This window comes from Paenibacillus konkukensis, from assembly GCF_023523925.1.
In the GTDB taxonomy this organism is placed as follows: Bacteria; Bacillota; Bacilli; order Paenibacillales; family NBRC-103111; genus Paenibacillus_S; species Paenibacillus_S doosanensis.
Genome location: NZ_CP027059.1, coordinates 4,551,115 through 4,564,839, shown reverse-complemented (window position 1 = coordinate 4,564,839; position 13,725 = coordinate 4,551,115). Strand labels below are relative to the sequence as shown.

At 56.6% G+C, this 13,725-nt stretch carries 11 protein-coding genes; 2 read left to right on the top strand and 9 right to left on the bottom strand.

What is annotated here, in order from left to right; genetic code table 11:
* Nucleotides 1-91 precede the first annotated feature (91 nt).
* Nucleotides 92-1,477, top strand: coding sequence for an MFS transporter (locus SK3146_RS19770; protein WP_249860435.1), 1,386 nt, complete (start codon nt 92-94; stop codon nt 1,475-1,477).
* Nucleotides 1,478-1,910: 433 nt separating this feature from the next.
* On the opposite strand, the gene SK3146_RS19765 is transcribed toward SK3146_RS19770, so the two are convergent.
* The 4 genes from SK3146_RS19765 to SK3146_RS19750 form a co-directional block, all read right to left on the bottom strand.
* Nucleotides 1,911-2,315, bottom strand: coding sequence for an SRPBCC family protein (locus tag SK3146_RS19765; RefSeq protein ID WP_249860434.1), 405 nt, complete (start codon nt 2,313-2,315; stop codon nt 1,911-1,913).
* 61 nt (nt 2,316-2,376) lie between these two features.
* Nucleotides 2,377-3,285, bottom strand: coding sequence for an AraC family transcriptional regulator (locus tag SK3146_RS19760; protein WP_249860433.1), 909 nt, complete (start codon nt 3,283-3,285; stop codon nt 2,377-2,379).
* 126 nt (nt 3,286-3,411) lie between these two features.
* Nucleotides 3,412-6,099, bottom strand: a complete 2,688-nt coding sequence (locus SK3146_RS19755; RefSeq protein WP_249860432.1) for a phosphoenolpyruvate synthase — start codon at nt 6,097-6,099, stop codon at nt 3,412-3,414.
* A gap of 15 nt (nt 6,100-6,114) precedes the next feature.
* Nucleotides 6,115-6,690, bottom strand: coding sequence for a TetR/AcrR family transcriptional regulator (locus tag SK3146_RS19750; RefSeq protein WP_249860431.1), 576 nt, complete (start codon nt 6,688-6,690; stop codon nt 6,115-6,117).
* Between the two features lie 215 nt (nt 6,691-6,905).
* On the opposite strand from SK3146_RS19750, the gene SK3146_RS19745 reads away from it, so the two are divergent.
* Nucleotides 6,906-7,724 (top strand): class I SAM-dependent methyltransferase, encoded by an 819-nt coding sequence (locus SK3146_RS19745; protein WP_249860430.1) that lies wholly within the window; start codon nt 6,906-6,908, stop codon nt 7,722-7,724.
* Nucleotides 7,725-7,865: 141 nt separating this feature from the next.
* Here the strand turns inward: SK3146_RS19745 and SK3146_RS19740 are convergent, their stop codons facing one another.
* The 5 genes from SK3146_RS19740 to SK3146_RS19720 all read right to left on the bottom strand — a co-directional run bounded on the left by SK3146_RS19740 (nt 7,866) and on the right by SK3146_RS19720 (nt 13,571).
* Nucleotides 7,866-9,509: an ABC transporter substrate-binding protein gene (locus SK3146_RS19740; protein ID WP_249860429.1), complete on the bottom strand. Its 1,644-nt coding sequence runs from the start codon at nt 9,507-9,509 to the stop codon at nt 7,866-7,868.
* Between the two features lie 13 nt (nt 9,510-9,522).
* The gene (locus tag SK3146_RS19735; RefSeq protein WP_249860428.1) at nt 9,523-10,416 is read right to left on the bottom strand and encodes a carbohydrate ABC transporter permease; all 894 of its coding nucleotides are present in this window, start codon (nt 10,414-10,416) and stop codon (nt 9,523-9,525) included.
* Between the two features lie 15 nt (nt 10,417-10,431).
* Nucleotides 10,432-11,409 (bottom strand): ABC transporter permease, encoded by a 978-nt coding sequence (locus SK3146_RS19730; protein WP_249860427.1) that lies wholly within the window; start codon nt 11,407-11,409, stop codon nt 10,432-10,434.
* A 96-nt stretch (nt 11,410-11,505) separates the two neighbouring features.
* A complete protein-coding gene (locus tag SK3146_RS19725; protein ID WP_249860426.1) occupies nt 11,506-13,314 on the bottom strand; it encodes a cache domain-containing sensor histidine kinase in 1,809 nt (602 codons plus the stop codon).
* Complete coding sequence (locus SK3146_RS19720; protein ID WP_249866371.1) at nt 13,314-13,571, bottom strand: helix-turn-helix domain-containing protein; 258 nt, start codon at nt 13,569-13,571, stop codon at nt 13,314-13,316. Before SK3146_RS19720 ends, SK3146_RS19725 begins: the two co-directional genes overlap by 1 nt.
* Nucleotides 13,572-13,725: the final 154 nt, after the last annotated feature.

Genomic DNA, 13,725 nt, shown 5'->3' with positions numbered 1-13,725 from the left:
CATTCGGGTACTGCTTCACATTCTAGGGGGAACCGCATCATACACCCTATAAACTGCGTGATTCCCTTCGAATAACGGAAGGGGTATCTTCTTGGATTACGATAAGCAGCAACAACCTTCGCCCGCGCTCGACGTCAAAAAGTCGGTGCCGTGGCTGATTTGGCTTATATTCTTCAGCGTGCTGAACGAAACGGTGTTTAATGTAGCGACGCCCGGCATCGCCCGGCAGTTCGCTCTTCAGCCGTCCGCGATCAGCATGGTGCTTACCGGCTTCTCCGTCGTCTTCGGCGTCGGATCGGTCGTCTACGGCAGATTGGCCGATATATACAGCTTGCGCAGGCTTATTCTGATCGGCCTGTCCATTTACAGCGGCGGATCGCTGTTCGGGTTCGCCGCGCACGAGTGGTATCCCGCCGTGATCGCCGCGCGCGTCGTTCAAGGGGCCGGGGCCTCTTCGATGGCCGGAATCATCATGGTGATGGTCGTCCGGTATTTCGCGCCGAAGGACCGCGGCAAGATGTTCGGCATCATCGGCTCGACCGTCGCCTTCAGCGAAGGGATCGGACCGGTCGTCGGCGGCTTCGTCGCAGGCCGCTACCATTGGTCGCTGCTGTTTCTTATTCCGGTGCTGTCGCTGGCAGCTCTGCCTTATTTGCTGCGGAGGCTTCCGAACGAGCCGCGCAAACCCGGCAAGCTGGATATACCCGGCGCGCTGGCGCTGGCTGGCGGCCTGGCCTGCCTCATCTTATTCCTCACGTATTTGAAATGGATATGGTTGCTGCTCAGCGCGGCGCTGCTGGCCGTCTTCGCGCTGCATATCGTACGCACGGAAGAGCCGTTCATCGAGCCGCGCCTGCTGCGCAACCGCCCGTTCGTCGTCGGCATGCTGGCGGGAAGCGTAATGCTGGCCGCCGGAATGGGCCTTATCTTCATGATGCCGCTCATGCTAAGCCATGTGCATCATCTGGCCGCGGACGGAATCGGCTGGGTGCTGTTCCCCGGTTCGATCGGCGTCATCGCGTTCGGCGTGATCGGCGGCAATCTGGCCGACCGCAAGGGCAACACCCTCGTATTCTATTCGGGCGCGGGACTGTTTCTAAGCAGCTTGCTGATTATGGCCTTGTTCGCCGATTTGACGCCGTGGGTGCCGGCCGGAGCGCTGCTGCTTTCCTATAGCGGTATCTCCTTCGTGAAAACCTCCTTGTCCGGGAGCGTCTCCATGACGCTCGGCGAGCAAGAGGCCGGCATCGGGATGGGGCTGCTCAGTCTCGCCTGCTTCTTCGCCGAGACCGTAGGCGCGGCATTAGCCGGCAAGCTGCTGGAGCAAAGCGCGCTCGCGCTACCGCTGCTGCCTACCGTGCGAAGCGATGCGGCTTTCCCTTACAGCAATCTGCTGCTTCTGCTGAGCGTGCTGATCGTCGTCGGCAGCTGGCTGTATGCCAAAGCGTTCGGCAATAATAAGCTGCACGCGCAGTGACATGGCGTGCAGGCTGACGCGCTGCGCCGCTCGGCGTGAAGCGCATAAAGAACCGGCCGGGAGTGATTCGCTCCCGGCCGGTTTGTCGTCTGCGTCGATGAGCGGGCTGCTGACTTCATCTTCGCCGCGCCGCTGTGCGTCAAGTGAATCGCCGGAGCCAAAACGGGAACAAATCCCCCAAAATGACGTGATGCTCTGAAGCTTATTCCGTCCGCATCCAGCCTAAGCTGGATCGGCGGTCTAACCCTTCCTCTGGGATCGTTCTATGGGTAGACTTTACTTTCGGGGAGCACCCGGATATCCACAGGACATTGCTGCGCATCATTTCCTAAACAACAAAAAACCAACCGCTCGCCCATAACGAGCCGGTTGGTTCCGGTCTGTTCCGCTCTCTCAAGCCTGTCCGGCATAACTCCCGCTAAGACGCCCTCGCTTATCGCTCCAGTACGCTCTTCAGCGTTTCCAAATCGCGCCGGATCATAGCAACGTCCCGTTCAAAGCTGTCATCGGGCACCCCCGGCTGCTGAAACACGGCGAACACGACCTCCGCCCCCGAGCCGTTGGCAATCACGCGCATCGGGTTAAGCACCGGCTCCCCCCGGCCCGTATCTACGTAATGGTCCAGCACGCCGTAATCGTTTCGCTCCACGAAACGGATGTTCATGGGCCCCTCCGGAGTTAGCATCTCCCACCAGCCGTCCGCGGCAGGCGCGACAGCCAGACAAAAGCTGGTCGCCCAATCCGGGAATCGGTTCAGATCGGACACATAGTCGTATACCTGCTGCGCCGGTTTCTCGATCGTTACGCTGACATGAATGGATTTCATCGTTGCCGTCATCGCTTCGGCTCCTCTCTCGCCTGTAAAATGGTGGTTATCGGTATAAGTCGATTATACTCGCTTACCCGGAAGGCGGATTGTAAAAATCGGACACTCCGCCGAATTCCTGGACGGCCGTGAGCGGCGATGCGCCGTAATAACGCTGGAAATCGCGAATCATATGCGATTGGTCGAAAAAACCGTGGTCGAACGCCAGCGACAATCCGTCGGCCGCACTGCGGGCCTCAATCGTCCGCAGCATAGACTGAAACCGGACGATCCCGGCGAATTTCTTGGGACTGAGGCCGATATGGCGCTCGAACAGACGGTTCATCCGTCTGACCCCGATGACTTCGGCTTCGGCCAGCTGAACGATCGCAATAGTCCCCTTGGACGTAAACATCCGATGCAGCAAATTGCTTAACGCCGCATCCGGCGCCGGGCTCGTCCGGTGCAGCAGAGCGAGCAAATATTGCTCCGCGACGCGCACTTTACCGGCAAGCGACGGCTCCCGCATCACCCGCTCGCCCCATTCGGCAGCCGCCGCGGGCCGCCAAATGCAGCCCAGCGCGACATGCCGGTTCGTAAACCCGGACAGATGATCCCGGATAAAGGGATAAGCGCCTCCCGGCAAAAAACGGATGCCGAATTTGCGCACCGGCTTCGCCTCGTCATAGCTGATCGGGAACGGCCGCTCCAAGATGCCGCAAAACCTCACGGAGCCGCAGCCTTCCGCCGTATCGCACTCGAACAGGACATCGGCGCAGCCGTCGGGCAGCACGCGGTCCTTCGGCGCGGTCTCCGCCGTATCGGCGTTACCTGCCCGGATCGTTGCGTTAGACCCGGCCTCTGCTAACGCCGGCTCCGATGCCCAATAGCAGGATACGTAGGGCCGCAGCGCGAGGGAGGGAGGCAGCTCCACATACCGCTGGAAAGCGATGCGGCCGTTGCCTTGAACCGGACGGAATAACGTGTGCAGATTTAGTGTCATAGCTTCCTCCTCTCCGGCGGCCGGGGACGCGGCAGCGCCCCGCCGTTACCGCAGTATGCCGCTTATGTTACTATACATTCTCCCGGCGAACCATGCCGCCGCCGTGAAGGCTTCGGCCCTTGCCCTTCACGGCGAATCTTCGCCTTCGGGCTTCGGCAAAATAAGCACATAACCGCGGGTCCCGTCGACACGGATATAGTCCCCGTCGCGAATCCGCCGCGTCGCGCCGTCGATCCCTACGACGGCCGGCAAGCCGTATTCGCGGGCGACGATGGCGCCGTGCGTCATCAGACCGCCGACCTCCATCACCAGGCCGATCGCGGAATGAAACAGCGGCGTCCAGCCGGGGTCCGTAAACGGGGCGATCATAATCTCGCCCTTATTCAACCGGGCCTCGCTCGGCTGCAGCACGACCCGCGCGATGCCCTCCACGACGCCGGCGGATACCGGCGTGCCGAGCAAGGCCCCCTCCGGCGCGTCCTGCCGTTTGCGCCGGCCGGTTAGCATCTCGCCGTCGCTCGTCATGGCGCGCGGCGGAGTCAGCCCGCGGAAGCGCTCGTACTCGCGCTTCCGCTCGGCGATGATCTCGGCCAGCCGCACGTCCGGCTGGCCCTGCACCGCTTGACGCAGCTCCTCCAGCGTCAAGTAGAACGCGTCTTCGGCGGCGTCCAGCGTCCCCGCCCGGACGAGCTCCTGCGCTTCTTCGAGCAGCGCGCCGCGCATCATGCCGAACCAGCGGATCATCGTATACTTAGGATGCTCCCTCAGCCCCATCGTATGCCGGTATACCCGCAGCAGCCTGGACATCAGCTTCGCCTTCAGCCGGCCGAAGGGCAGCGCGCGAACGCGGGCCGTCAGCTCCTCGGCGGCCCGTTCGGCCTCGCGGGCTCCCTGGGCGAACCGCTCGCGGTGCTTGCCGGGCTCCATCGTCCGCATATGGCTGACGATGGACGGCAGCAGCGTGCCCGCATCGTCCCGCCAGCGCGGTCTCGTAATATCGATCTCGCCCGGGCAGCGCATCCCGTACAGCTCCATAAAGCGGTCCCAGAGCGCGACGAATTCCCCGCCGTCCTTCGCCAGCCCGAGCCGGCTGCGCAGCCGGCCCGCATCCCCGTCTTGCAGGAGTCTCGTCACCTCCGGGCTGCGCCGGGCCGCGTCGGCCAAATCGCCGATCATCAGCCCGAGCTCGCTGGTGACGTTGCCCGGCAGCGACTTGTTCAGGATCGGCATCATGTCCGTTTCGCCGAGCCACCGCTCGGCAAGGCGGGCGATCAGCCGCGAAGATACAATGCCGGCCATCGGATACGCCATCACCTCGGTGAACAGCTTGCGCAGCACGGCTCCCGTCCGTTCCTGCAGCCCTACAATCCGCGGCTCTCCGCGCGTGCCGGCGAGCCGCTGTTCGCTCTCCCGAATGAACGTCTCCATCCAATCATTAAGCTCCGCAGCGGCCTGTTCGGGCCGCGCCGCGATCAGATTGCGCGCCAAGCGGAAGGCAATCGGCCGCATAAAGCGCAGCACCGTGAGCGGCAGCCCCTTCTGCTTCGGCAGGCCGCGGACAAAATCGTCCTGCCGAATGTATTCCGCGATGCCGCTAGCCATCTGCTCGTCGATGGCGGTCAGCAGCTTCGGCAGCAGCCGCCTGGCCGAACGCAGCGAGAACAGCGGCGTCATATCCAGAAATATCCGGCCTCCGGCGCTGTAGGCCAGGCGGCTCGGCTCCCGCAAGGCAGGCTTGCCGAAGGGGAGCATCGTGCGCAGCACGTCAATCGCCAGCGGCTTCATCGCATCGGTCATCATCTGCTGATGACCGAACGACAGCAGCACATGAGGCGATTCTCCCTCCGCGATGTCGATGTCCGGCAGCGGATACAGCGAGGTGATCGGCCGGCTCTGGACGATATACAGCCTGCCGTCCGCCCAGCACCATTCGATATCTTGATCCGCGCCGTAGTGCCGCTTGATCCGCTCTCCCAGGCCGGCCAGCTCCTCGATTCGCTCGTCGCTCAGCGCCTGCCGCTCCTGCATCGCCTCGGGAAGCTCCTGCGTCTGCGTGCCTCCTCCCGGCAAAGCGTAAATCGCCAGCTTCTTGCGGGCGATCTTCTTCGTTAGGATGCCTCCCGAGCGAACCTGGTACAAGTCGGCCGATACCAAGCCGGATACGAGCGCTTCGCCTAGACCGAAGCTGGCGTCGATCGATACGGTGCCCCGGTGGCCGCTGACAGGATCGGCGGTGAACATAATGCCGGACACTTCCGGGAATACCATCTGCTGCACGACGACGGAGAGCAGCACGGAGCGGTGATCGAAGCCGTTCTTCGCCCGGTACGAGATGGCCCGGTCCGTGAACAGGGACGCCCAGCAGCGGCGGATCGCCTGAAGCAGCTGCTCCTTGCCGCAGACGTTCAAATACGTATCCTGCTGTCCCGCGAAGGAAGCGGTCGGCAGATCCTCCGCGGTGGCGCTGGACCGAACGGCATAAGCCTGCACTTCCCCTAACCGGCTCCAGCATTCGACGACGCGTTCGCTAACTTCCTCCGGAATAGCTACCGTCTGCAAATAGCCGCGGATGTCGCCGCCCAGCTCGGCTATCGCCTTCAGCTGATCCGCCCCGACGCCTTCGAGCCTGCGAAAATATCCTTCCATAGCGCCGCTTCGTTCTATGAAAGCGCGGTAAGCTTCCGTCGTCACGCAAAATCCCGGGGGAACGGGAAAGCCCGCCTGCGTCATTTCTCCGAGATTGGCCCCTTTCCCACCCACTAGGGGCAGACTGGTCCTGTCGATATGCCGGAACTCCAGTACATAGCCGCTCATCGCCTTCACGCTCCTCTATTTGTTGTCGCTTGCCCGCAAGCCCTCAATAAACAGCGTAAACAAAGTATCTACGACTTCAACCATCGTATGGCCGTGCTTTGCGGCAAAGTCCGGGCGGACAAAATGCTGCACGCTCTCCAGCATGATGGATGCGGTCAGCTTCGGGTCCAGCTCGCGAATGAGTCCCCGCTCCTGCGCCTGCCGCAGCAGACTTTCCATGAAAGCAAGCTGCCGGGCGCGAAACGTCTCCAGCCGCTCCCATAGCGAGGGAAGGTACTTTTGTACATCCTCGATGAACAAGGGACTGAGCTTGACGATCTCTCGCTTGATTCCTCTGACAATGTCGGCGAACATGTCCAGCGGCTCCCCTTCGCGGCCGCGGATGTCCGCAATGGCTGCGGCGACCGCGTCCATCGTTCGTTCCAATACCGCCTCCGCGATTTCCTCCTTGCCGCTGAAATGCAAGTAGAGCGTTTTTTTGCTCATGCCGAGCCGGGACGCCAGTTCGCTCAGCGTCACGCTGCGGTACCCCTTCGTGCCGAACAGCTCCGCGGCAGACTGTACAATTCGTGATTTGATCCCATTTTCCATTCGCTTTAGATCCTTTCTTTTAACAAAAAACCTTGGAAACCAAGGAAACCAACAAAGAATACTATGGTTTCCATACTACAAACCATTCATCAGGCTGTCAAGAGAGCGCGCTTCCTATTGAACCCGCTTCCGCATACTTGTACAATGAACATGACTCGCTGGAGCGCAGCGGATTGGCAGCTGCAATGATTCCTTAATGAACGGGAGGATAAGAGATGATACCGGAAGGAAATTTAAAAAGTAATGTCGATCGCTTTTCGGGGTATCAGGATTATTACGACCAATACCGGCCGGAGGCGCCCGGACAAGCCGTGGAGATCGTAACGGCTTATGCCGGAGGAAAGCCGCGGCTTGTAGCCGATGTAGGCTGCGGAACCGGGCTGTCTTCCTTCGTCTGGCTGGGAAAGGCGGAACAAATTGTCGGCATCGAGCCTAACGACGACATGCGCGGCAAAGCCGAGCAAAAAGCCGCCGCGGTCGGCAGCGGCGCGATCTCGTTTATCCCCGGCTATTCCAATCAGCTTAGCCTTGCGAACGGCTCGGTTGACGTGGTCACCTGCTCGCAGTCGTTTCACTGGATGGAGCCGGAGAGCACGCTGAAAGAGTTCGCGCGCGTGCTGCGCGACGGAGGCGTGTTCGCCGCCTATGATTGCGATTGGCCGCCGACGCTGATGTGGACTCTCGAGGACAGCTATAACCGGCTGCTGGCGAAATCGGACGCGCTGCTCGCTCAGCTCGTTCCGAAAGACGATCAGGCGGTCAAACGCGATAAAAACGCGCATTTGCAGCATATCCGGCAAAGCGGTCATTTCCGTTTCGCCAAGGAAATCGTCTTCCACAATATGGAGTCCTGCGATGCCGAACGCTACGTCGGTCTCGCCATAAGCCAAGGCGGATTGCAGACGGTGCTGAAGCTCGGATCGACGGCTCTGAATGACGACATCGAGGCGTTCCGCCGGCAGGTCGAGGACTATTTCCAAGGCAGAACGCTTGAAGTGATGTTCAATTACCGGATGCGGGTCGGCGTGAAATAAACGGAGCGTCGGCGCCAGGCGGCTCCACAAAGCAAGCCAAACAAGCATCGAAGACTCCTCCGAGTTTTCGATGCTTGTTTGTTACGGGGCGCATACGGTCATACCGCTTCTCCAACCGGCATACGCCGTTCGTTCTTGTTTCTATTTTTTCGATTTAAACTGGTCGTAGGCTTGCTGATAAATTTCCAGGCAGCGCTTCAAGTTCATTTTATCGAGCGTGCTCAAGTAGTTGTCCCATTCCTTATCGATGTCCAGCGAGCCGGTAACCGCCTTTGCAAAAAACTCGGTTCTGTAGTCCGTGATCGTCTTCTCCAGCGATGCCAGCTCCTCCGCCTGCTCGTTGGTAAAGAACAATGGCGGCACAATTTTGCTTGGATCTGTTTTGTAGGGCTCGTATTTTTTCGTTTCATTGTACAAAATCAGCTCAAGCGAATTTTTCGGATCGGATGCCACGCTTAAACGCAGATCGTTCGTTCGCAGGGACGGCCCGATTTGCGCCCAGTGGACGTTTTGCAGCTTGCCGAACGTCGCGATCGGCTTCCATACCGCCGGTTTTCCGTTTATGCCCAGTTCGCCCGCCTCCGGTCGCACCCACTCCTGTCCCGGACGGCCCTGCGTGCTGCGCAGCGTCGCTTCTTCCGAAAGCAGCAGATCGGCCATACGGAAAGCGGCGGCGGGATTTTTCGCCTTATTGGTGATCACGAATTGCCCGGTGGATACCGCGTAAGGATTGTAAGCCGTCGAACGTATGCCTGCCGGCCCTTTCAGCGGCGGCACCGCCACGAAATCTTTGAATCTCGGATTGTCGACATCGACAAACACCGTTTGGTTTTGTGAAGCGACCGCCCCGATAATCGGAACCTCGGGGTTCATCCCCATCTGTTTCAGCTGGTTGCGGTCCTGCGTAAACGATTGCGGCGAGATTAAGCCGTCAGCATATAGTTTATGAAGATACTTGAGCGCCTCTTTCCACTCCGGCTGATTGTAGGCGACCTGCACTTTGCCGTCCTTGACGAACCGCAGGTTGAAATCCTTCTCGATAAACGCGCTGGTCAGAAACAAATCGAGCGTCGAGGACGGGCCGTTGGTCGCGCCGACAAGCGGAATTTCGTCCGCCTTGCCGTTGCCGTTCGGGTCTTTCTCCTTGAACGCTTTGAGCACCTGATAAAACTCTTCCGTCGTCTCCGGCATTTTCAACCCGAGCTTATCGAGCCACGGCTGATAAATCCACATTTTTTGGCCGATCGAGCAGTGGTAACACTCATTGACCTGCGGTACCGAATAAATTTTGCCGTCGGGCAGGGTAATCATATCTTTGACATAAGAAACCTGCTCGAACATCTTTTTCATTTCTACGCCATATTTGTCGATATACGGATTGAGCGGGACAAATACGCCGTCCTTCCCGTAAATCGACTGCTGAATGGGCGATACGTTCATACCCAGCAGCACATCGGGATAATCGCCGCTGGCCAGCGACACGTTGAGCTTCTCGTCAAACGTTTTTTCCGGAGCGACTTCCCAATCGATATGAATGTTCGTTTTCTCCTCCAGCCACTTCGTAAACTCATTCGTTGCAAAGTTTTCAACAATGCTGGAGCCCTTGACCATAACCTTGAGCGTCGTCTTTTCCTTCGTGATCGGGAACTCGCCCGCCGGCGTCACCTGATCGTCGCCGCTTGCCGGCGCCGCCGGAGCCGCTTCCTTGGGCGCGCTGTCCGCGCATGCGCTTAACAATGCCACAGATGTCGTCAATGCCACTACAACCGCTAAACCTTTCTTCATGTAAAACTCCCCTTTAGCCTTTTAATGAGCCTATCATCATGCCTTTGACAAAATGCCTTTGCAAGAAGGGATAAATGATGAGCACGGGCAGCGTGGACACAACGATCAGGGAATACTTCAACAGCTCCCGCAAACCGTCTCTGGCCGCCTGATCGGCAACGTCGGTGATCATCGACGCATCGACCTCGTTCTGCACCAATATATCCCGTAAAACCAGTTGAATCGGGTACAGCTCCTGATGCTTTAAATAGAGCAGCGCGTTAAAATATTGATTCCAGTGGCCGACTGCATAAAACAAGGCGATGACCGCAATGATCGGACCGGATAAAGGAATGACGATTTTTTGCACAAACGTAAAATCGCTGCAGCCGTCCATCTGGGCGGCCTCGAGCAATTCGTCGGGGATCGTCGTTTGAAAATACGTGCGGGCGATGATCACATTCATCACGGCAAGCGCTCCCGGAATAATGAGAGACCATCTGGTGTCGATCATGCCCAGCCCTTTCACGACGAGATAAGACGGAATCAGTCCGCCCGAGAACATCATGGTGAAGACGAACAAAGCCATAATCGCATGGCGGGGCATAAAATCTTTCCTTGAAAGCGGATACGCGGCAATGAGCGTAAACAGCACATTGATCGTCGTTCCCACCACGGTATAAAATACCGAATTCAAAAAGCTCGACATAATTAAACGATGCTTGAATACCGCTTCATAGCCTGCCAGCGTCGGATCGACCGGGTACAGCCAGACTTTTCCGGAAATCACCGCGGCGGAGGAGCTAAAGGAAGCGCTAACAATATAAATTAGAGGATAGAGAATCGTAACCGTAAATAGAGACAGAATGATATAATTTGCAATAGTAAACAGCCTGTCATCCGCACTTTCTTTGATGCTTCCCGTCATGGGCGCGCCTCCTTATTACCATAAACTGGTTTCCCCTAATTTTCTGGCTATCCGATTGACAATAACCAGCAGGGCCAGATTAATAACCGATTTAAACAATCCGATCGCCGACGAATAGGAATAATTGATCGCCGTCGAGGCCAGACCGACTTTGTACACGAACGTATCGATCACCTCGGCTGAACTTAAATTCAGCGGATTTTGCATCAGCAATACTTTTTCAAAGCCGATGTCCAGCACATGGCCGGTGTTCATGATCAGCAAAATAACGGCAACCGGCATAATCCCCGGCAAATCGACATGCCACATGCGCCGCAGCTTGCTGGCGCCGTCCACGACAGCCGCTTCATGCAGCGAAGGATCGACGGCTGCAAGCGCTGCCAAATAGATGATGCAGGAGAAACCGACATTTTGCCAAATGCCCGACCAGACAAACACATGCGAGAACCATTCCGGTACGCCCATGAAGTTGATCGCGGACATTCCGAAAAATTTCATGATCGTTTGCACCAGACCGATCCGCGGGTCCAGCATTTGCAAAATGATGCCGACCATGACGACGACGGAAATAAAATGCGGCGCGTACGTGACCATCTGCACCGTTTTCTTAAAGAAGCGCGCATTTACGTAATTCAGCGACAGCGCCAGCAGAATCGGAAACGGAAACCCGGCAACTAAACTGTATAAGCTGAGCAGCACCGTATTTTTCATCACCCGAACGAATTCGTACGAATGGAAAAACCGGTCGAAATGCTTAAGTCCCACCCATTCGCTGCCCCATACGCCTTTGGTCGGAATATAATTTTTGAACGCAATTAAGGCTCCGTACATCGGCACGTACTTGAATATGACCAAATAAATAATCGGCAGCAGCATAAACAGATAGAGCTGCCAATGGCTGATTGCATTTTTCTTTAATCTGGATAAATAGCTTTCCTTTTTTTTGCCTGCAACGGCAGGTAATGCGCTGCTCTTGTTAGCGGAAATTTCCATCTGATCCCTCCCATTTCCATGACCGCGACTTGGTGTGTTTTCATCGCTTTCTATCTTTAGCATATAATAGAGAAAAGCGCCGGGCATTGCGTTGTTTTATACCGGCATGACTTTTTTTGCGCCGGATGACGGCATGCGAATGGTCACCGTCGTACCCGCGCCCGGCTCGCTCTGTACGGAAAGCCCGTACTGCGGACCGAACACCATCTGAATCCGGTTATGCACGTTAAGCAGCCCGATACTGCCTTGCGGCGTCGGTTGCGGTTGTGCATCCGGCAGACGCTCCCGACTGTTCATGAGCCGGCTGTTTAATTGCCGAAGCGCTTCCGCTTCAATCCCGCAGCCGTTATCCTCTACCGTGACGTAGAAATCCCCCCCGTCCTTCCAGGCGTCAATAATAATGGTGTGCTCATCCTCAATCCCGTACGGAAACGCGTGCTTAAACACATTTTCGACCAGCGGCTGCAGCGTCAGCCGAACCATGCTTTCCAGCAAATAATCCGTGCTGATGCGAACATCGATTTCAAATTCGCGCTGATTGCGGTATTTCATAATCGACATAAAATACAAAATATGCTTCAGCTCGTTAGCCACCGTAATTTTCTCCAAATCGGTGCGGATGGAATAGCGCAGCATATACGACAAAGAGCGAACAATGTCTTTGATTTCGCTCGATTTCTGAATAACGGCGTAGCAAATAATAATTTCCAGCGTGTTGTACAAGAAATGCGGATTAATCTGCAGTTGGAGCGATTGAAATTCGGCCAGCTGCCGTTTCATTAAATTGTCCTGGTTGCGCAGCTCGGTCTCGTAGACCCGTTCCACAAGCTCCTCCAGCCGGGTGACCATCGTATTGTAGCTGATAATCAGCTGATCCATCTCGTCGCGGCTTCCGGTCAGAGGAACTCTTGTCCACTGCCCTTTGGCCGTCCGGCGCATCCCGTTCTCCAATAGCCGAATGGGGCGGATGATGGATTGGCCGAAACGATACGCCAAAAACAAGGCCGCAATCAAGGTGCCGATGCCGACAATGAGCGTAGTTTGACGCAAATCGGAAATCGGCTTGCGCTGTTCGGCGACCGATATGCTCGCCACGAGCGTCCATCCGGAGTAGTCCGACTTTCGGCTAAAAAATATGCGCCCCGGTTCTCCGGGCAGCTCGAAGACCTGGTCTTTCTTGGCCTCCACCGTATTGAAATGGATGCCGTCCAGTTGTTTGCCGATCCGCTCCGGATCGGGATGATACAGTATTTTTCCGCGATCGTTCACGATGAAAAAATACCCCGATTGCCCGAGCTTGATGCCCTTCCAGAGCGTGTTCAGCTCCCCTATCCGCAGTTCGAAGCCCATGATGCCTTTAAATGATTTGGCCGAGGTCCGATCCCCCAATTTGCGAATGACGGTGAGATGACCGTCCAGAAATCCGGAATCCTGAATCTTCAGCTGGCCGTTAATATCGTCGTCTTCTTTAATCTGTTCGACATATTCTTCAAATCCTTTGTAATTGAAGGGAACAATATGCGCATTAAAATCCGTGGCCTGAAACCCGTTATACCCGATAATATAGGCCATCGATATTTCCGGATTATTGATGAGCACAGGCTGAAATACTCCCTTCATGGCCACCTCGGATGCATAGAAACCGGCAGCTGAATTGCTCGGAAGATCAAGCGCCTCCTTCACGACAGGAGAGATCATAATAGAGACCGTAGCTCTTTCGTAGCTCTTGAGAAACAAATCGGTTTCATTCAGCACGTTATCCACGATTTGGGTCAGCAGCCCTTCGTACTGGTTCTCCAATTCGTTGGATGACCGCCAATAAGCGGTGACCCCCACCGTCACCAGCGCCAGTGTGATGAGTATGACAAAGTAGATGTACACCTTGCGTACCAAGCCGTTGTTCATTATTTGATCCCCAGCAGGCCGCGGTATTCGGTGGGGGAATATCCCGTGGCCTTTTTGAACACCCTGGAGAAATGGGGATAGCTTTCATAGCCGACCTCGGCGACAATGTCGATGATTTTAAAGTGCGGCACGGCGAGAAGCTGCTTGGCTTTCTCGATTCTTTTGCGCATCCGGTACTGCACGAACGTCTCGCTTGTCTGTTTCTTGAAATAATGGCTGAAATAGGTCGGCGTCACGCCTAACTTTCCTGCCACCATGTCCAGGGTGAGCTCCTCCTCGAAGAGATGCTCGTCGATGTATTGCAGGGCCGCCTCCAGCACATTGATTCTTTCATGATTGCGGTACATGCTCAATTGCTGTATCCATCGTTCGATTTCGGCCTGAAACCATTCATAGGTGCTTGTCATGCCC

Bases quoted from the DNA above. Each gene is read 5' to 3' on its own strand.
- SK3146_RS19765 (WP_249860434.1), bottom strand. From the start codon at position 2,315: ATGACGGCAACGATGAAATCCATTCATGTCAGCGTAACGATCGAGAAA.
- SK3146_RS19760 (WP_249860433.1), bottom strand. From the start codon at position 3,285: ATGACACTAAATCTGCACACGTTATTCCGTCCGGTTCAAGGCAACGGC.
- SK3146_RS19755 (WP_249860432.1), bottom strand. From the start codon at position 6,099: ATGAGCGGCTATGTACTGGAGTTCCGGCATATCGACAGGACCAGTCTG.
- SK3146_RS19750 (WP_249860431.1), bottom strand. From the start codon at position 6,690: ATGGAAAATGGGATCAAATCACGAATTGTACAGTCTGCCGCGGAGCTG.
- SK3146_RS19745 (WP_249860430.1), top strand. From the start codon at position 6,906: ATGATACCGGAAGGAAATTTAAAAAGTAATGTCGATCGCTTTTCGGGG.
- SK3146_RS19740 (WP_249860429.1), bottom strand. From the start codon at position 9,509: ATGAAGAAAGGTTTAGCGGTTGTAGTGGCATTGACGACATCTGTGGCA.
- SK3146_RS19735 (WP_249860428.1), bottom strand. From the start codon at position 10,416: ATGACGGGAAGCATCAAAGAAAGTGCGGATGACAGGCTGTTTACTATT.
- SK3146_RS19730 (WP_249860427.1), bottom strand. From the start codon at position 11,409: ATGGAAATTTCCGCTAACAAGAGCAGCGCATTACCTGCCGTTGCAGGC.
- SK3146_RS19725 (WP_249860426.1), bottom strand. From the start codon at position 13,314: ATGAACAACGGCTTGGTACGCAAGGTGTACATCTACTTTGTCATACTC.
- SK3146_RS19720 (WP_249866371.1), bottom strand. From the start codon at position 13,571: ATGGTGGCAGGAAAGTTAGGCGTGACGCCGACCTATTTCAGCCATTAT.